Here is an 18504-nt window from a genome sequence, read left to right as displayed (position 1 = left end):
CGAATTTCTGTCCAACTGCGCGGGGCCACCTCTCAGATATGCTGCACGAATCTGCATTAAGAGTGTTTAGGGATAGCCCTTTTGAAACACTCCGCATTCCATTTCTTCTGGCCAAAGGCAAGGCTTTTTTGAAGCAACACCTTGCTTCGCGAACTGAGTTTGACCCTAAAACACTTCCATACAACGAAGAATTGCTTGAATGGCTCAAGCAACAGCGTAACGAGGGTCGGTGCTTGGTCTTGTGCACAGCATCAGATCGATCAATTGCCGACCTCATTTCTGAACACTTGGGTATATTCGATGAGGTCATAGCCAGTGATGGCGTCTCGAATATTGCGGGGGAACATAAAGCTGCAGCCTTGGTACAGCGCTTCGAGCATCATGGGTATGACTATGCGGGCAACTCCCATAAAGATTTACCGGTATGGTTGCACGCGCACAAGGCAATAGTCGTTAACGGTTCGAGCGGTCTGGTCCAAAAGGCCCAAGATATTGCAACGGTTGAACGAGTATTTCCCAAACGAGATATCGGGTTTTCTGCATGGCGCCGGGTTCTACGTATCCATCAGTGGCTAAAAAATCTTCTCCTTTTTGTTCCACTGTTTGCCGCTCATGATCTGGGCAACGGGGCGGCTTGGACATCGCTGCTGCTTGCATTCGTAGCGTTTAGCCTTTGCGCTTCATCGGTGTACATAGCCAATGATTTGCTCGATCTCGAAAGCGACCGCTTACATCCCCGAAAGCGAAACCGACCGTTTGCCTCTGGCCTTGTGCCCGCGTGGGCAGGCGTCTTGGTTGCGCCACTGCTTCTAATCGTCAGTCTGGGCGTGGCCGCGTTGGTCGGGAAACAGTTCTTGTCTTGGCTCATTTTCTACTTTGCCTTGACATGCGCCTACTCATGGGTACTCAAACGGTTGATGTTGATTGATTGCCTCACACTGGCGTTACTTTATACCTTGCGGATTATTGCTGGCGCGGCAGCTGTTGGGCACGAACTCTCATTCTGGCTTTTGGCCTTTTCAGTGTTTCTGTTCCTTTCTCTTGCGTTCATCAAACGCTACGCTGAGTTAGAGGTTCAATTGCTCAGCGGCAAGGAGAAAATTCATGGACGTGGCTACCACACTACCGATGCGCCGTTGATCCAGACCATGGGTATCGTGGCTGGATACTCATCCGTTTTGGTGTTGGCGCTGTATTTGAACAGTAATGCCGTACTGAAGCTGTATGCAGCACCTGAGTTGATTTGGGGCGCAGTGCCCGTCATGCTGTTCTGGGTAAGCTGGATGTGGATGCAAGCCCACCGGGGAAAAATGCACGACGACCCGCTCGTATTTGCAGTTAAAGATCGCGCAAGTCTCGGCGCGGGTGCCACTTTTTCAGCCATTTTGATCGCCGGTACTATGGGGGTCTCATGGTGGCCGTAAGTTCATGGGGGCGCCTTTCAATTGATGAGCATACAGTGGTCGCTCTCAGTGATCGCACCCAGATCCTGGCTTCTCTCAAGAATGCAGTACCCGGTCTTGCGCATGGCAAGGGGCGCAGCTACGGTGACGTCTGCCTGAATCCGGAAGGCACGCTCTGGGTCATGACCGGGCTCGACCATTTCATCGCTTTCGACGACAGCAGTGGCCGCCTGGTGTGTGAGACTGGTGTGCTGCTGCGGGACATCCAGCGACTGGTCATTCCGCGCGGCTGGATTCTGCCAGTAACGCCAGGGACTCAATTGGTGACCGTTGGGGGTGCCATTGCCAACGATGTGCACGGCAAGAACCACCATGTACTGGGTTCTTTCGGCGATCACGTACAGAGCCTCACTCTCATCCGTACTGATGGCGAGGTCATCCAGTGCGGCCCGAATGAGCAGCCAGATTGGTTCGCCGCCACTGTCGGTGGATTGGGCCTGACGGGCGTGATCACCCAGGCCGAAATCCAGTTGCGACGCGTGACCGGCCCATGGCTTGATACCGAGACCGTTCCCTATGCCAACCTGAACGAGTTCTTCCTGCTTGCTGATGACTCCGAGGCCGACTGGGAACACACGGTGTCTTGGATCGACTGCATCACTGGCGGTGGTGGACGCGGTTTGTTCATGCGCGGCAACCCCACCAATGCCGGAGATCGCCCGGCACCCCAGGGGCGTAAGCTGACCATGCCCCCCGTGCCGCCCGTTTCCCTAGTCAATCGGCTGTCGCTGCGCCCCTTCAACATGGCCTACTACCACCTCAAGAAGTGGCAGGCCGGAAGGGCCATCACCCACTACGAGCCGTTTTTCTACCCTCTCGACAATCTGCTTGAGTGGAACCGGATGTATGGCCCGAAGGGCTTCTTCCAGTACCAGAGTGTGGTGCCACGAGACGTTGGGCAAGACGCTATTCAGGCCATGCTGAAGGAAATCGCCCGATCGGGTGACGGCTCCTTTTTGGCAGTGCTTAAGACTTTTGGCAACCGACAGCCCGTCGGGATGATGAGCTTTCCACGGCCCGGTGTCACACTGGCGTTGGATTTCCCCAATCACGGGACTCGCACGCATAAACTCTTCGAACGACTAGATGCCATTGTGCACGAAGCGAATGGTCGCATCTACATGGCCAAGGATGCACGCATGCCTAGAGAACTGTTTGAGGCTGGCTATCCGCGCTTAGCCGAATTTATCCAATATCGAGACCCTGGCATCAGCTCAGGTCTATCACGTCGCCTAATGGGAAGTTGAATGAAGCCCAAGAAGAGAATTGTCATCATCGGTGCCACCTCAGCGATCGCTGAACAGTGCGCCCGATTGTGGGCAAAAGAGAATCCGTCTGAGATGGTTCTGGTCGGTAGAAATCAGGAAAAGATCGAACGGGTTGCGTCAGATCTCAAGGTGCGTGCCCCGGACACGACAATCACCTGCATCAAGGCAGATTTTCTCGATCCAAACCAAATTCAAACGCTGGTTGAACAGATCTACAAAGCCGGCAATGTGGATATTGCACTCATTGCGCATGGGTCTCTACCCAACCAAGAAGCGTGTCAGTGCGATCTGAACCTTTGCCGAGAAGCTATGGATGTAAATGGTATATCGCCCGTGCTGTTTGCCGAGGCTTTTGCCACGCATATGCAAAAGACCAACAGCGGAACACTTGCTGTCATAGGATCAGTTGCTGGTGATCGGGGCAGAAAATCCAACTATGTCTATGGCGCGGCCAAGGGACTAGTTACACGCTACGTACAAGGCTTGCAACACCGCCTGGCAAACACTGACACCAAGGTTGTTTTAATCAAACCCGGGCCAACCGATACGCCGATGACAGCGCATCTCAAGCAATCCGGTGCCAAACTCGCCGCCGTTGATCGTGTCGCAAGCGAGATTGTACGTGGCATTGCGAATGGGCAGATGGTTGTGTACGTACCCAAAATTTGGAACGTAATTATGATGGTCATTCGTCATCTGCCACATTTTGTGTTCAGAAGAATGGATATTTGAATATGTTGCCTAATGGCAAGCGAAATTATTTAATTTTTTTCTTTGTAGCAGCTGCCTTATTTTGGGTGCTAGCCATTGCGGGTGCATTCCGATCATATTCGCCTATTCCATTAGGGGACATGTGGGATGGCTATCTTGACTTTTACATTAAAGCGAGTGCGGGCGACTGGGGTGTCTGGTGGAAAACTCACAACGAGCACCGCATTGTCCTTTCACGCCTCTTTTTCTGGATGGATCTCTCATGGTTTAACGGGTCCGTCTGGTTTCTATTGGCTTTAAATTATGCTCTTCTTGTATTTTCGTGTTTTATTTTCTGGATTGCGCTAAAAGAAAGATTGCCGGAACAGTATCAAATTCCTGGAATTTTTATCGCCATTTGGTTGAGCTCATGGTCACAGAACGAAAATCTCACCTGGGGTTTTCAGAGCCAATTCATTCTAGCTCAATTGCTGCCCTTGGTAGCCTTCGGCATGCTGCACAGAGCTGCTTCTAATAACTCTATTTACAATAATTACTTCATTGGATCATGTTTGATAGGGGTCTTATCGCTTGGAACCATGGCTAATGGTGTAATCGTTTTGCCGTTAATGGCCGCATATGCAATTATTACTCGCATCGGCTTATGGAGAGTTCTTACCCTTGCGACTTTATCCTGCATCGGATTGCTGGCTTACTTTTACGATTACACGTCACCCGCTTACCATGGGTCTCTTTCCAGCTCTTTAAAAGAAAACCCATTCGGCCTTATTCTCTACGTAATAACGTATATCGGCGGACCATTTTACCATATTGCCGGGGGAAAGTTAGGGGGAGTTATTCTGGCCCAAGTTGCAGGCGGCGCCCTAATTTTAATTTCAACTTATATCTCTTGGACGTCATTATTAAAATCAAAGAGGGACACGTTAGAATTAGCTTTGCTGTTTTTTATATTATACATTGGTGGAACTGCACTCGGGACCGGCGGAGGAAGGCTTATTTTTGGTGTTGACCAAGCACTTTCATCACGCTACTCGACGCCATCACTAATGGCTTGGGCTGCATTATTGGTAATAATCGCGCCAAAGCTCGCCACATCATCTGAGAAAATAAAGTGGCAATTATGGCTGCCTTTATCAGCCCTTATCCTTGCAATGCTTCCGTTGCAATTCAAGGCTTGGCGTTCAGGCGATCAGAGTGTGTTTGAACGAGGTATTGCCGGGCTTGCTGTTGCAATTGGCGTCAACGATCAACTACAAATTAGCCGTATCTATCCTTCTGCTGAGCGAGCGATATCGATTGGCAAGGCCGCCTCTGAACAAGAGTTGTCGTATTTCTCTCGAACAGAATACAAAAACATTAAAAATGCCATTGGAAAACAAATTAATGGGCCTTCCGAAATATCAAAGGTTTGTCAAGGGCACATTGACTTTATAGAACCGATTGAGAACGAAAATAATTACATGCGAGCGGGTGGTTGGATATTTAATCAATCAGAAAATGTCTCTCCGAGGGCTATTTGGTTAATCGATCAAAAGGGAGTCGTTGTCGGCTATGGGTTAGTAGGCCAGCCTAGACCTGATGTCGCAGAGGCTGTTGACAAAAAAGCTTCCAAATCCGGATTTAAAGGCTATTTTTTGAGTGAGGCGCAAGGTGCTTCGGTAATAGTATTTGACCCAATTAGCAGGTGTGGTTTTTCTTCGGTACTGCCTGAGATATTTTTTACCTTAACAACTAACGGGAATAAAACCCAAGTAACTGTTGATGCGAACCAAGTTCTGCAAAACAACCAGTGGATTGGAACTGACTACCAAAAATCCAGAATTGACGGGTTGGTCGTATTTGGCTCCTTCATTCAAGCCGATAGAGACAAAGGCGAAATATCGCTACAACTTAAGCGTGGAGATCGAATCCTCTATCGATCAGGGCCAACTTTTGGCAAGCAATACTTATCGTTGAGTTTTTCAAATACAGAAATCGCGCTCCCTGTTTCACTAGAGTGGCGAGTACTTGATTTTTCGAGTAAGGCTCTGCCAGATAGTTTTATCGCGACTTTCCGAGATAATGGCGAAAACCGGGGCGAATGGTCTGCCATAGCTGTTTTAGCGTCTGAGGTTGTAAAATGAAAATCGTTCTCCCTGGCGGAGCTGGTTTAGTCGGTCAAAATTTAGTGGCTCGGCTAAAATCGAAAGGCTACTCAAACATCGTTGTGCTCGATAAACATCGTGCCAACATTGAAGTGCTCAAACGGGTACAGCCCGACATCACTGTTGAATACGCGGATCTTGCCGAACCGGGTGACTGGCAACGACATTTCGTTAGCGCTGATGTAGTCGTGATGCTGCAGGCACAGATTGGCGGCAACGACTATCAGGAATTCGTGCGCAACAACATTGATTCAACCCGGCTGGTTCTAGAAACTATCAAAGCTAATGATGTGCCTTATCTGGTGCACATCAGCTCCTCGGTTGTGGAGTCAGTCGCCGACGATTTCTATACCAAGACCAAGAAAGACCAGGAAAAAATGGTATTGGAAAGCGGAATTGTTTGCCCAGTGCTACGCCCTACACTGATGTTTGGTTGGTTCGACCGAAAGCACTTGGGTTGGTTGTCACGCTTTATGAAGAAGGTGCCAGTGTTCCCTATTCCCGGCCATGGGCGTTATATGCGCCAGCCACTGTATGTTGGTGATTTCGCTAATATCATCATAAGCTGCATCGAGAATCGCGTGCGCGATGGCGTCCACAACATCTCCGGCCATGAAAAGATTGATTACATCGACATGATTCGCGAGATCAAAGAGGCGACCCGGGTCAATACACTGATTTTGCGCATTCCGTATTCGCTTTTTTATGCGCTGTTATGGGTTTGGGGCTTGTTTGATAAGAATCCACCTTTTACCACCCAGCAACTAGCGGCTTTGAGTGCGAAGGATGAGTTTGAGGTGATCGATTGGCCCGGTATTTTCGGTGTCCCCTACACCCCGTTCAAAGCTGCTGTGGATGAGACCTTCAACGATCCGCGCTACAGCGGTGTAGTGCTGGAGTTTTGAGATGGGGCAGAGAATTGCCGTTTTAGGTGCTGGCCCCATGGGTTTGGCAGTCGCTTACCAGTTGGCACTCGATGGGCACCGGCCGGTACTGTTCGAAGCAGACGATCGTTTGGGGGGCATGACCGCCACTTTTGATTTTGGCGGCTTGGAGATCGAAAGGTACTACCATTTTCATTGCATTTCCGATCATGCTTTTTTGCAGGTGCTCGAGGAATTGGGGATTGCCGACCAGATGCGTTGGACGGAGACCAAGATGGGCTACTGGTACCAAGGTCGTTTGCAGCCTTGGGGTAATCCGCTTGCACTGGTCAAGTTCCGTGGCTTGAGCTTTATTGCCAAACTCCGATATGGCTTGCATGCCTTCCTGTCTACTAAACGCGATGACTGGCGCCCACTGGATAAGGTGGAAGCCAGTGGCTGGATCAAGCGCTGGGTGGGTGCCGAGGCTTGGGAGGTGCTGTGGCAGCGGCTTTTTGACTACAAGTTCTACGATTACGCCCATGGGTTGTCAGCCGCATGGATTTGGAGCCGTATCCGTCGTATTGGGCGCTCTCGCTACAGCCTGTTCCGCGAGAAACTGGGATACCTTGAAGGCGGCTCGAGCACCTTGCTAAATGCACTCAGGGCATCTATTGAAGCCAGGGGCGGCGAGATTCGCTTGAAATCAGCCATTGAAAAGGTTGTCATTCGTAATGGCAATGTGCTTGGCGTTCAGGTTTCGGGCCAGCTTGAATCATTCGATAAGGTGATCAGCACGATTCCGCTGCCTTATGTGCCTAAGCTCATGCCGGAATTGCCTGCAGATGTTTTGGCCAAATTCAAGGCGATCAAAAATATCGCAGTCGTCTGCGTGATTGCCAAGCTCAAGAAGGCCGTCACCGAGAACTTCTGGTTGAACACCAATGACCCAGAGATGGATATACCTGGCTTGGTGGAGTATACGAACCTGCGCCCACTCGGCCAACACGTCGTGTATGTGCCGTTTTACGTTCCGGGTGAGCATCCCTTGTATGCCGAGCCTGATGAAGTCTTTCTGAACAAAGTACGGCGCTATCTCAAGAAGATCAATCCAGCGCTTACTGATGCAGATTTTGTTGACATGCGTGCCAGCCGTTATCGATACGCACAGCCAATTTGTGACCCGGGGTATCTGGAAGTGCTTCCTCCTGTTGCATTGCCTGTGCAGGGCCTTTGGGTAGCAGATACCTCTTACTACTATCCGGAAGACCGTGGCATCTCGGAAAGCATTGGGTTTGGGCGACAAATGGCGAAGATGGCTACAGTGAAAGACGCGGGTTCTGTCGGGAAATGATCACGCCACAATTCTTGCGTTTCCTGGTAGCAGGGGGCGTTGCTGCCGGAGCAAACTTTGGCTCACGATTTGTCTTCAGTATTTTTTTTACCTACGGCGTTGCAGTCTTTTTAGCCTATCTAGTGGGGATGCTGGTCGCTTTTCTACTGATGCGAGGGCTTGTTTTCAATGCGAGACAGGGGCCACTTGCACCACAGCTGACCAAGTTCATAGGGGTAAACGTTTTAGCAGTGCTTCAGACATTGGCGATCAGCCTGCTTCTGGCTCGCTGGGTGCTGCCATCAGTTGGCATCATGGATAACGCCGAGGCGCTAGGTCATTTGGTGGGTGTGCTCGTGCCGGTGCTCACCAGCTATTTCGGCCACAAGTTTTTAACGTTTCGATGAATAAGTTCGTCGCTCGACTCCAGTTTGCTCTTCTGGAGCGGCGCACCATTCGGGCCATTATCTGGTTTGTCGCCATTGGGGTGCTGCTCTATCTGGCTGCTGTTTTCTGGTTTGGTTGGCAGGACACAGTGACGGCCTTTGCTTCTTTAGGACTGCAGACGTTGCTGATCGGTGCCGTTCTGTCGAGTAGTTCTTATCTATGGCGCTTTGGGCGATGGGAATTTTCGCTTCGGTGCCTCGTGTATACCGTGCCCAGACTCACTCATTTGGGCATTTACCTTTCTGGGCTTGCATTGACTGCAACGCCGGGAAAGTCCGGAGAAACATTTCGTTCTGCTTTGCTGGTTCAGCACGGCGTGAGGGTTACGAACAGCCTCGCCGCATTCCTCGTCGACAGGGGGTCGGATGTTTTAGGGATGATTTTGCTGGGTATGCTGGCCGCCATGATCGCTGGTCAGCATTTTGCTTGGGTATGGCTGTTGTCGCTGGTATTAGTCCTGCTGGGAAGCAGCGCCTTCGCATACCTGTTATTACACCCTTTTGCTAGCGCTGGATGGGGCCGACTTGGCCGTTCTATGACGTACTTCCCCATCAAGGTTGGGCAAGCAACACTTGAAGCTTGGGCGAAAGTATGGACTCTCCCAAGAGTTTCAGCTTTTTCGGTTGTCGCCATGCTTGCCTATGGGACACAGGCACTGGTGTTTTCCTGGTTCTGCCATGTTTTGGGGACTGGCATTTCAATTGCTGACTGCGTGTTGATCTTCGTGCAAGCAACGCTGTTCGGTGCGGCGAGTATGATCCCAGGGGGGCTCGGCGCAATGGAGGCAGCTCTGGTTTTTCAATTGGTAGAGCACGGCGTAAGCGATAGTAGTGCAATGTCCTTGGCAATTTCAATTCGCCTGGTGACACTCTGGTTTGGGATGTTACTAGGTGTTTTTTCGTTGTTGATCGTGTCTGCCCAAGAACCGAGAACAAAGGGTCTATCGAGCAACGCTGTGCCCTGAGAGAACGAAGGCTCAGTACACCTGCTGCTGTCATGGAGGGTGAGTCTGAGCCGTCGAAATGAGCCTACGGTGTGTTGCCGATTACCACCGTCACCATCGCCCGAAGGGAATCGCACCGCGACAACCACTTGCGGCAGTGGTATCTGACGGTATTTCTGACGGTAGCCAGATTTCCTCCCGACCAGTCAGAAGGGACGTTTGAGTTGGCGAGATGTTTTCGGGTCACGAAAAACGATAGGCTGATCCAACCGCCCAGAACGTACTTCCGCGGCCAGTTTGAGAGCGCTATCGATGAGTCCGTGTTGCGGCGATTTTTCGCAAACCGGGTCGGTGGCGCCAGCATCGCCAGTCAGCATGAAAGCCTGGCAACGACAGCCGCCATGATCTTTCTCCTTTTCGTCGCAACTGCGACAAGGCTCGGGCAGCCAGGCGGTACCACGGAAGCGATTGAACGCCTCTGACTCGTACCAGATCGACGCCAGATCCTGCTTGCGCACATCGGGGAAGGCGAAGCCCGGCAACATGCGTGCGGTGTGGCAGGGAAGCGCCAGACCATCCGGGGTGACCGAGAGGAAAACTTCACCCCAGCCGTTCATGCATTTCTTCGGCCGGTTTTCCTGATAATCCGGGGCAACGAAGAAAATCTTCATCCGTTTGCCGAGCCGTGCCCGCCATTGCTCGGTTATTGCCTCGGCCTGCCGCAATTGCTCGGCCGATGGCATTAGTGCGCTGCGATTGAGAAAGCCCCAGCCGTGATATTGGGTATTGGCCAGCTCCAGATATTCGGCACCAAGTTCAACAGCCATTTCGATGATGCGGTCCACGTGGTCGATATTCGCCGCATGCAGCACGCAGTTGATCACCGTCGGATAGCCGTGTGCCTTGGTCAGGCATGTCACCTCCTGCTTCAGTTCGAAGGTACGGGTATTGGTGATCAGGTCGTTGGCTTCGCGGCTGGCATCCTGGAAGGAAAGCTGGATATGGTCCAGCCCGGCAGCCTTCAAAGCGGCCAGACGCGGCGCAGTGAGGCCGATGCCGGAGGTGATCAGGTTGGTGTAGAAGCCTAGCTGGCGCGCTTCGGCGACGAGAATCTCGATATCGTCGCGGAGCATCGGTTCGCCGCCAGAAATGCCGAACTGGGCTGCGCCCAGGGCCCGGGCCTGACGAATCACCCTGAGCCATTCCTCGGTGGTCAGCTCCGGTCCCGCAGCCGCAAAATCGACGGGGTTGTAGCAGAAGGCACAGTGCAGCGGGCAGCGGTAGGTCACCTCGGCCAACAGCCAGAGCGGATGGGGTGGGCGCTGATTGTTCATAAGGCAGATTCCGCTGTGCTGTCCCAGCTCACCCAGCCCTTCTCTTCAGCCATGGCGAGAAAGGCTTCGACCTCCCCCTGCAGGCCGCTGGTGGCGAAAGTTCGCTCAAGGTCGGCCACCACCTCCGCTACGCTGCACTGGCCGTCGCAGCGCCGGAGAATCTCACCGGCGCTCTGGTTCAGCTTGACCATGCCTTCCGGATAGAGCAACACGTAAGCCTGCTGCGCCGGCTCCCACTGGAAGCGGAACAGGCGGCCGATACGAGGACGCCCCTCGGCCGGCAAAGGGGTAGTCATTTGTTGACGCCATAGCGCAGCGCCATGGCATCGTTCATTGACCACAGGATGTCGAGCTTGAACTGCAGGATGTCCAGCGCACGAGCCTGCAGGGCCGGGGTATCGAAGTAGTCTAGGGTAACCGCCAGCCCCTGCTCGACGTCGCGCCTGGCCTGGGTAACCCGGTTACGAAAATACTGCAGGCCGGTCGATTCGATCCATGGGTAGAACTCGGGCCAGTTGGCCAGGCGCTCCTTGTGAATCTTCGGCGCGAACAACTCGGTCAGCGACGAACACACCGCTTCCTGCCACGGCTGCCGGCGACAGAAGTTGAGATAGGCATCACAGGCAAAGCGCACGGCTGGAATAACGTGGCGCAGATCGGTGATTTCTTCTCGCGCCAGCCCGACCGCTTCACCTAGGCGAATCCACGCTTCGATACCACCGGCGTCGTCGCCACGGCCATCGTGGTCGATGATGCGCTGAATCCAGTCGCGCCGTATTTCGCGATCAGGGCAGTTGGACATGATCGCCGCATCCTTGACCGGGATGATGATCTGGTAATAGTAGCGGTTGGCCACCCAGCCCTGGATCTGTTCGCGCTTCGCCTGCCCGGTGTTCAGCAAGACGTTGAACGGATGGTAGATGTGGTAAGCGGCCCCCTTGTCGCGCAGTTTCGCCTCGAATTCGGCGTGATTCCACGGGGTCATCATATTGCTCACAAGTTGATCTCCATTCCGTCAAAGGCCACTTCGATGCCGGCGGCGTCGAGGATTGCCCGTTCCCGCGAGTTCTCATCGAGGATTGGGTTGGTGTTGTTGATGTGGATGAGAATGCGCCGAGTCCTGGCCGGCAAGCGGCCAAGATGCTCGATCATGCCGCCGCTGCCGGACTGGGCCAAATGGCCGATGTCGCTACTGCGTTTGCTGGAAATGCCCAGCTGAATCATCTCGTCGTCGGTCCAGAAGGTGCCATCGACCAGCACGCAATCCGCGGCTTCCATCTGCGCCTGAACGGAAGACGAGATTTCAGCCAGCCCGGGCGCGTAGAACACGCGGCCGCCACTGTTCGGATCGATGACCGTCAGACCGATATTGTCGCCTGCTGCCGGTGCGTTGCGGTGCGGCGAGTAAGGCGGCGCTGCACTGCTCAGTGGCAGGGCAAACCATTTCAGTTGCGCACTACCCTCCGGAGCAAAGGGCCGGCCATCGAAGGGGAGATTTCGCCAATCCACCCCGCAATAGTGGTCGAGCAAGGCGAGGATGGGGTTGCCGCGCGTCAGGTCTTCATGGACCGGGGCCGCAGCCCAGATCGGCCAGCGCACGTTGTGCTCGCGCAGCATATAGAGGCCGGTGGTATGGTCGATCTGGGCATCCGCCAGGACAATCGACTTGATCGGACTGCCGCGCAGCGCCGGCCCAGGCGAAGCAGCAGGAAAGGCGCGCAATTGTTGCAGGATGTCGGGCGAGGCATTGACCAGCACCCAGTCCTTGCCATCCGGACTGACGGCGATCGACGACTGAGTACGCGGCAGGGCCGAGATGCTGCCATCGCGCACGCCCTGGCAGTTGCGGCAGGCACAATTCCACTGCGGAAAGCCACCGCCGGCACCGGCACCAAGGACACGTATTTTCATAATTGGCTATTCAGGCTCATGCTCTGCGGAAATGGCCGAAGGCAGCTGCCTCCGGCCGTCTCGGCCCCCTTAGCGGGCCGCCACGTACATCGTGATTTCGAAGCCAAAACGCAGATCACAGGCTTGCGGGGTCGTCCAGGTCATGTTGTGTCTCCATTAAGTTGAGTAAGGTTCGATGCACGGCACCGGACCTGAACCCATCGTACCCAGAGCGATTTCCCGGTGCCTCGAGAAAGCCTTCAGAAACGCCTACAGATTTTCATGATTCGACAAATTGATGCATCCCCTCATTCCCCTGCTAAGGTGCTGTTCCCATTTCGCAAATTTCACTTATGTTTTCCCCTCTTGAACCGCTGAGAACTGGCTATCTCGATGTCGGGGACGGGCACCGGCTATATTTCGAGACCTGCGGAAATCCGCGTGGCCTGCCCGTTGTGGTGCTGCACGGCGGTCCTGGAAGTGGCACCAGCGCCAGAATGCGCACGCTCTATGACCCGGAGCGCTTCCATACAGTCCTCTTCGACCAGCGCGGCTGCGGGCGTTCGCTGCCTCAGGGAGAACTGCACGCCAACCATCTGAATGCGCTGATTGCCGACATCGAGCGCCTGCGCCTTCATCTCGGAATTGCACGCTGGCTGGTCAGCGGCGGCTCATGGGGCGCCACGCTGGCACTAGCCTATACCGCAAATACCCCACAGGCCGTACTCGGAATACTGGTGCGTAGCGTATTTCTTGCCGGAGATCACGACATTCAATGGTTTTTTCAGGGCGCCAAAGCACTCGTTCCCCAAGCGTGGGAAGCCTTTGCCGCGCAGGTCGCGCCAGAGAACTCCGACCTTCTGAGCGGCTTGCGCCGATACCTGAATGGCACCGACCTGGCGCAGGCAAGACAAGCCGCAGTAGCCTGGGCCCGCTATGAGCAAAGCCTGGCGCAGCCTGGCCTGGCACCGCCCCCCTCGCCTGAACTCGATGATCTTGCGACGCAGGATCGCCTGGTCAGGAAATACCGGATACAAGCGCACTATTTGGCGCAGCAATGCTTTCTTGGCGAAACGGGCATTTTCAGTCTCATTGCCCGTTTGCCTGCGGTCCCCGTGGCCATCGTTCACGGCCAGCTGGACTGTGTGTGCCAGCCGGAGAACGCCAGGCGCTTGCAGCAGGCGATCCCGGGGAGTCGCCTGGCATGGGCCGACGGCGCTGGCCACGATCCCTTTCACCCGGCCATGAGCAGCGCCTGGATCGCGTTTCTGCACCACTTTTCCGAAGCGGGAAACTTCGACATTTCCGAGGCCTGATAAAAAATGCAGACCAGCAAAGATTGACAATACGCTCACTGCATACAATTTTTCTGTACAATCCGCCATGTTTTGGGTGCCTTGCCTCGCGTTCGCGGGGCGGGTGAAACGGGAAGCCGGTGACTCTGTGCAAGCAGACATTCCGGCGCAGCCCCCGCTGCTGTAAGCCTGACGACTCCACCCCACGCCACTGTGCATTGCATGGGAAGGTTGGTGGAGAAGAACGAAGGCGAGCCAGAAGACCGGCCCAAATCAACGAAGTACCAATCCCCGGGGTGAGGGCGAGGTTCTGTTGATTTGCTGCCGGCAATCCGTTCTTCGGGATGACTCCCGACCGCAGCCACTCTTCCGATCTTCAAGACTTTTCCACGGCCTGGTGCTGTTTGCCATTTCTCGCTGTGGGAGAGAATCATGCACATCATGGAAGGCTTTTTGCCCTTCGAGCACGCGGTCGGCTGGACGATCGCCGCGGTGCCATTCGTCGCCGGAGGCCTGCTGGCCATCAAGAAGCGCATTCGGGACAAACCGGAACAGCGCATGCTGCTTGGCGTTGCCGCGGCCTTCGCCTTTGTTCTCTCGGCGCTGAAACTGCCTTCCGTCACCGGCAGCTGTTCACACCCGACCGGCACCGGACTTGGCGCCCTACTCTTCGGCCCGGTCGCCATGGCGCCTATCGGGGCGGTGGTGCTGCTTTTCCAGGCCTTGCTACTTGCCCACGGCGGCCTGACCACCCTCGGTGCCAACATTTTCTCGATGGCTGTCGTTGGTCCGTTTGCTGCCGCCGGCATTTTTCACCTGGCGCGCAGCCTGAAGGCCTCGTTTGCCGTCAGCGTCTTTCTCGCGGCCAGTCTGGCCGACCTATCGACCTACGTGACGACCTCGCTGCAACTGGCCTGGGCCTTCCCTGACCCGGCCGGTGGTTTTGTCACGTCATTCGCCAAGTTCGCCGGCATTTTCGCCGTCACACAAATTCCTCTGGCGATCAGCGAGGGGTTTCTGACTGTGCTGATTTTCAATGCCTTGGCCCGTTTCAACCCGCAGGAGCTGCAAGAACTGAAGCTGCTTCCTGCCGATAAGGCCAGGGCATGAAGCGCTATCAGAACCGGTTGTTGCTGCTCGCCGTGGTACTGCTCGCCGTGGTGCCACTATGGCTGCACTCGACGCCGGCAACAGATGGCAGCGGCAAGCCGGTCGAGATTTTTGGCGGCGCCGACAATCAGGCCAAAGACCTGATCGGCCGGATCGCCCCCGCTTATCAGCCATGGTTCGAGCCTGTCCTCGAGCCGGCCAGCGGCGAAATCGCATCGCTGCTGTTTGCCCTGCAGGCGGCCCTTGGCGCCGGCTTCATTGGCTATTACCTGGGCGTTTCAGTAGCCCGGGAAAAGATGCGATGCGCAGCGGCCGAGACGCCGGAGAAGGCTGCCAGTGCTGATTGAGCAAGCGGCCTACGCCAATCGCTGGCGCCCGGTTTCGCCGGCCGCCAAGGGGCTTTTTGCGGCCAGTGCCCTGGCTGCGGCGTTTGCCGCCAGCGCGCCATCGACCGCCGCCATCATCGCTGCGGTGCTGATGACAGTGACTGTGCTGGGGGCCGGCATCGCGCTGCTTTCCTACTTGCGCGTTGGCGCACCGGCCTTGTTGTTTCTGGCACTCGGCTGCCTGTCGCTGGCTTTTTCTGTCGATGTCGGCAATAGCGGGCCGGTCTTGCAGGTGGCACCGACGGGTTGGCACAAGCTGGCGGAAGTTGGTGCCCGCTCGCTTGGCGCCTTGGCTGCCTTGCTCTTTCTCATCCTGACCACGCCGTTGATCGATCTGATCGCCCTGCTCCGTCGCCTGAAAACGCCGGAGTTGCTGCTCGAAATCATGGTTCTCTGCTATCGCATGCTGTTCGTATTCTCGGCGGCCATCGATGAAACGCTGACCGCTCAATCGGCCCGTCTCGGCTATGCCTCCCCCCGGCTGGCCATGCGTTCGCTGGGGGAGCTGGCGGCCAATTTGACCCTGCAGGTTTGGCAGCGCGCCCACGCCTTGCATGTTGCCGCCCAGGCACGCAACAACGATGGCCCGCTCCGTTTCATCGAGCCGGTGTTCCCACATGCCGGACGCGATTGCTGCATTGCCGCACTGGCCGGCAGTAGCCTGATCGCCCTCGCGCTGGTGCTGAGATGAGTGCGCCCTTGCTTGAGTTGAGCCAGGTCAGCTATCGCTATCCCGACGGCAGTGTCGGGCTCAAGGATTGTTCGCTCGCCATCCGGCGAGGCAGCCGCAATGTGCTGATTGGCGCCAATGGTTCGGGGAAGACCACCCTGTTCCAGCACTGCAATGCCTTGTTGCGCCCACAGACGGGCGTGGTGAGCTATGCCGGCAGCGCAGTCGATTACGGCCGGGCTAGCCTGCGCGAACTGCGCAGCAAGGTCGGCATGGTCTTTCAGAACCCGGATCGCCAGCTTTTTTCCGCGAGCGTGCAGGAGGACGTTTCCTTCGGCCCGCTCAATCTCGGCCTGGACATGACCACCGTCCGCCAGCGCGTTGCCGGGGCCTTGCAGGCAGTCGGCATGCAGGCACAGGCCGACAAGGCCGTGCATAACCTCAGCTTCGGTCAGAAAAAACGCGTCTGCATTGCCGGGGTGCTGGCCATGGAGCCGGAATTGCTGATCCTCGACGAGCCGATGGCCGGCCTTGACTACGCCATGCAGGCAGACCTGATGGTGGTGCTCGACGGCTTGCACGAACGAGGCATCACCTTGCTGGTGGCCACCCACGATATCGATTTCGCCTACCGCTGGGCGGAACGGATTCACCTGATGGCTGATGGCCGCTGTACGGCGTCGCTGAATGCCCAAGAACTGGGCGATCACAGCCAGGCGCTGGCCGACATCGGCTTGCCGCTGCCCGAGGTGATCAGCCTCTATCGTGCCCTGCTGGCTCATGGCCTGTTGCCTACCGCACCAGCCGGGCCAGTCCCGCGCTGTGCCGCAAGTCTGTTGGCCATGTTGGCAGCGACCAATTACCCAAAGGAAAGCTCATGCGAAATTACCTGAAAATTGCTGCTCACCGTCGGAGAACCTGCTGATGGCCGGGAAAATCTGGTTTGTCGGCGCCGGCCCGGGCGATCCCGACCTGATCACGGTCAAGGGGCGCAAGCTGCTCGAAGCATCCGGCGCCGTGCTCTTTGCCGGCTCGCTGGTCGATCAGGCCGCGACGCTGTTCGCGCCGGACGGCTGCGATATCCGCGACTCCAAGGATATGACGCTGGACGAGATGACTGCGTGGTTGATCGAGCGCGCCCAGCTTCACGAAACCGTCGTTCGCCTGCAAACCGGTGATCCGGGACTCTATGGCGCGCTGATCGAAATGACTCAGCCGCTGACCGCCGCCGGCATCGAATGGGCCGTGGTACCCGGCGTTTCTTCGGCCATGGCCTCGATGGCTGCGGCCGGTGAAACACTGACGCTACCGGAAGTCACCCAGACCGTCATCCTGACCCGCGTCGCCGGTCGTACGCCGATGCCGCCGGGTGAAGATCTCGAATTGCTGGCCGCGCACAAGACGACCTTGTGCATCTATCTGTCGATCACCCTGCTGCACAAGGTTCAGGAGGCCCTGCGGGCGGCCGGCTGGGTCGACGATGCGCCGATTCTGGTCGTCCAGAAAGCGAGTTGGCCGGGGCAGGAAAAAATCATTCGCGGCACGCTGGCCGACATCAAGCAAAAGTGCCAGGCCGAGAAAGTCGGCAGCCAGGCCATGATCGTCGCCAGCCCAACGCTGGGCGCGGCCGACTGGCCAGACCTGATCCGTTCCAAGCTCTACGACCCCGCCTTTACGCACCGCTTCCGCAAGGCAAGCCCGGCCTCTGCCGTCACCCCGGAGATCAACCCATGAACACTGAAACCACCATCCTGCTGGTCGGCCACGGCTCGCGCGGCCGGGAAGGCAACAAGGAAACGATCAATTTTGCTGCCCAGTGGCGCGAACGCCACCCGGCATGGCGCATCGAGGTCTGCTTCATCGAGCACGCCGAGGTGCTGCTCGACGATGGTCTTGACCGCGCAGCCCGCCAGGCGAAAAAAGTGCTGGTCATTCCCTTCATTCTGAACGCCGCCGGCCACGTCAAAATGGAGTTGCCAGCCGCGATTGAAAGTGCCCGCTTGCGCCATCCGGCGGTCGAATTCGCCGTCACCCGTCACCTCGGCATGGGGCGCGAAATGTTCGCCGTGCTGCAGGGCCAGCTGGATCGCCTGATCAAGCAGATGGCCGTTCCCGACCCGATGACCACGGGCGTCGTGCTGCTCGGTCGCGGCTCTTCGGATGCCGGCGCCAATGGCGAACTGGCCAAGATGGCACGCTGGATTTTCGAGGAGAACGAACACGAACTAGTCGATCTCGCCTTCACCGGTGTGACCTGGCCCCGCCTGGAAACCGTGGTGCAGCGCCAGGTCAAGCTCGGCATGATGCAGATTGCCATCGTCCCGGTCTATCTGTTCACCGGCGTGCTGATCGAGCGGATTCAGGCCCAGGTGGAACGTCTGCGGCAACAATATCCGCAGATCAGCTTCGCGCTCGGCACGCACTTCGGCTTCGACCAGGGGGTTTTCGAGCTGCTCGACGAGAAGGTCAACGGCGAGCTGCCGGAAGGCCGCATGCTCGAATGCGATGGCTGCAAGTATCGCGAGCTGGCCGAAGACGAACACCTGCACGATCACAGCCATACCGCGACCGGCGGTTGCGGCCACAGCCACAGCCACGAACACGCCCACGATCACGTCCATTGCCAACACGCCCACGCCTGAGCCGA

Annotated in this window: 20 protein-coding genes and 1 riboswitch; of the genes, 15 read left to right on the top strand and 5 right to left on the bottom strand. The window is 56.2% G+C overall.

All coding sequences use genetic code 11. The features are described from left to right. The first annotated feature begins 38 nt into the window (after positions 1–38). From DARO_RS08815 to DARO_RS08780, 8 genes are read left to right on the top strand one after another with little or no spacing between them, the layout of a single operon-like run. Positions 39–1424, top strand: a complete 1386-nt coding sequence (locus DARO_RS08815) for a UbiA family prenyltransferase (protein ID WP_049758581.1) — start codon at positions 39–41, stop codon at positions 1422–1424. Beyond that, a complete protein-coding gene (locus DARO_RS08810; RefSeq protein ID WP_011287462.1) occupies positions 1412–2710 on the top strand; it encodes an FAD-binding oxidoreductase in 1299 nt (432 codons plus the stop codon). The genes DARO_RS08815 and DARO_RS08810 overlap by 13 nt, the downstream gene beginning before the upstream one ends. Continuing rightward, a complete protein-coding gene (locus DARO_RS08805) occupies positions 2711–3463 on the top strand; it encodes an SDR family NAD(P)-dependent oxidoreductase (RefSeq protein WP_011287461.1) in 753 nt (250 codons plus the stop codon). Then, positions 3460–5565, top strand: coding sequence for a hypothetical protein (locus tag DARO_RS08800; protein WP_157037171.1), 2106 nt, complete (start codon positions 3460–3462; stop codon positions 5563–5565). The genes DARO_RS08805 and DARO_RS08800 overlap by 4 nt, the downstream gene beginning before the upstream one ends. Then, positions 5562–6491: an NAD-dependent epimerase/dehydratase family protein gene (locus DARO_RS08795; RefSeq protein ID WP_011287459.1), complete on the top strand. Its 930-nt coding sequence runs from the start codon at positions 5562–5564 to the stop codon at positions 6489–6491. The genes DARO_RS08800 and DARO_RS08795 overlap by 4 nt, the downstream gene beginning before the upstream one ends. Position 6492: 1 nt before the next feature. Continuing rightward, positions 6493–7803 (top strand): NAD(P)/FAD-dependent oxidoreductase, encoded by a 1311-nt coding sequence (locus tag DARO_RS08790; RefSeq protein WP_011287458.1) that lies wholly within the window; start codon positions 6493–6495, stop codon positions 7801–7803. Further along, positions 7800–8189 (top strand): GtrA family protein, encoded by a 390-nt coding sequence (locus DARO_RS08785; protein ID WP_011287457.1) that lies wholly within the window; start codon positions 7800–7802, stop codon positions 8187–8189. Before DARO_RS08790 ends, DARO_RS08785 begins: the two co-directional genes overlap by 4 nt. Beyond that, complete coding sequence (locus DARO_RS08780; protein WP_011287456.1) at positions 8186–9193, top strand: lysylphosphatidylglycerol synthase transmembrane domain-containing protein; 1008 nt, start codon at positions 8186–8188, stop codon at positions 9191–9193. The genes DARO_RS08785 and DARO_RS08780 overlap by 4 nt, the downstream gene beginning before the upstream one ends. Positions 9194–9378: 185 nt before the next feature. Here DARO_RS08780 and pqqE read toward each other — a convergent pair whose 3' ends face one another. The 5 genes from pqqE to pqqA form a co-directional block, all read right to left on the bottom strand. Beyond that, positions 9379–10506 (bottom strand): pyrroloquinoline quinone biosynthesis protein PqqE, encoded by a 1128-nt coding sequence (gene pqqE / locus DARO_RS08775; RefSeq protein ID WP_011287455.1) that lies wholly within the window; start codon positions 10504–10506, stop codon positions 9379–9381. Then, positions 10503–10802 (bottom strand): pyrroloquinoline quinone biosynthesis peptide chaperone PqqD, encoded by a 300-nt coding sequence (gene pqqD / locus DARO_RS08770; RefSeq protein WP_011287454.1) that lies wholly within the window; start codon positions 10800–10802, stop codon positions 10503–10505. Before pqqD ends, pqqE begins: the two co-directional genes overlap by 4 nt. After that, a complete protein-coding gene (gene pqqC / locus DARO_RS08765) occupies positions 10799–11494 on the bottom strand; it encodes a pyrroloquinoline-quinone synthase PqqC (RefSeq protein WP_011287453.1) in 696 nt (231 codons plus the stop codon). The genes pqqD and pqqC overlap by 4 nt, the downstream gene beginning before the upstream one ends. A gap of 5 nt (positions 11495–11499) precedes the next feature. After that, positions 11500–12417 carry a pyrroloquinoline quinone biosynthesis protein PqqB gene (pqqB, locus tag DARO_RS08760; protein WP_011287452.1) on the bottom strand — a complete coding sequence of 306 codons (918 nt, stop codon included), beginning with the start codon at positions 12415–12417 and terminating at the stop codon, positions 11500–11502. Positions 12418–12486: 69 nt separating this feature from the next. After that, complete coding sequence (gene pqqA, locus DARO_RS22225; protein ID WP_083761603.1) at positions 12487–12561, bottom strand: pyrroloquinoline quinone precursor peptide PqqA; 75 nt, start codon at positions 12559–12561, stop codon at positions 12487–12489. Between the two features lie 188 nt (positions 12562–12749). Here pqqA and pip point away from each other — a divergent pair, with 188 nt between their 5' ends. From pip to DARO_RS08725, 7 genes are all read left to right on the top strand, one after another. Then, positions 12750–13712, top strand: a complete 963-nt coding sequence (pip, locus tag DARO_RS08755; protein WP_011287451.1) for a prolyl aminopeptidase — start codon at positions 12750–12752, stop codon at positions 13710–13712. Positions 13713–13769: 57 nt separating this feature from the next. Further along, positions 13770–13977, top strand: a riboswitch (cobalamin riboswitch). A gap of 146 nt (positions 13978–14123) precedes the next feature. Next, on the top strand, positions 14124–14801 hold the full coding sequence (locus tag DARO_RS08750; RefSeq protein WP_011287450.1) for an energy-coupling factor ABC transporter permease: 678 nt from the start codon (positions 14124–14126) through the stop codon (positions 14799–14801). Continuing rightward, positions 14798–15148, top strand: coding sequence for an energy-coupling factor ABC transporter substrate-binding protein (locus DARO_RS08745; RefSeq protein WP_011287449.1), 351 nt, complete (start codon positions 14798–14800; stop codon positions 15146–15148). Before DARO_RS08750 ends, DARO_RS08745 begins: the two co-directional genes overlap by 4 nt. Next, positions 15138–15878, top strand: coding sequence for a cobalt ECF transporter T component CbiQ (gene cbiQ, locus DARO_RS08740; protein WP_011287448.1), 741 nt, complete (start codon positions 15138–15140; stop codon positions 15876–15878). The genes DARO_RS08745 and cbiQ overlap by 11 nt, the downstream gene beginning before the upstream one ends. Beyond that, on the top strand, positions 15875–16750 hold the full coding sequence (locus tag DARO_RS08735; protein ID WP_011287447.1) for an ABC transporter ATP-binding protein: 876 nt from the start codon (positions 15875–15877) through the stop codon (positions 16748–16750). The genes cbiQ and DARO_RS08735 overlap by 4 nt, the downstream gene beginning before the upstream one ends. Before the next feature lie 31 nt (positions 16751–16781). Beyond that, positions 16782–17591, top strand: a complete 810-nt coding sequence (gene cobM, locus DARO_RS08730; protein ID WP_011287446.1) for a precorrin-4 C(11)-methyltransferase — start codon at positions 16782–16784, stop codon at positions 17589–17591. Then, positions 17588–18499, top strand: a complete 912-nt coding sequence (locus DARO_RS08725) for a CbiX/SirB N-terminal domain-containing protein (RefSeq protein ID WP_011287445.1) — start codon at positions 17588–17590, stop codon at positions 18497–18499. The genes cobM and DARO_RS08725 overlap by 4 nt, the downstream gene beginning before the upstream one ends. Positions 18500–18504 lie beyond the last annotated feature (5 nt).

The organism is Dechloromonas aromatica RCB (genome assembly GCF_000012425.1).
The sequence above is the reverse complement of the archived record's forward strand: the minus strand, read 5'-3'. Positions and strand labels throughout refer to the sequence as shown.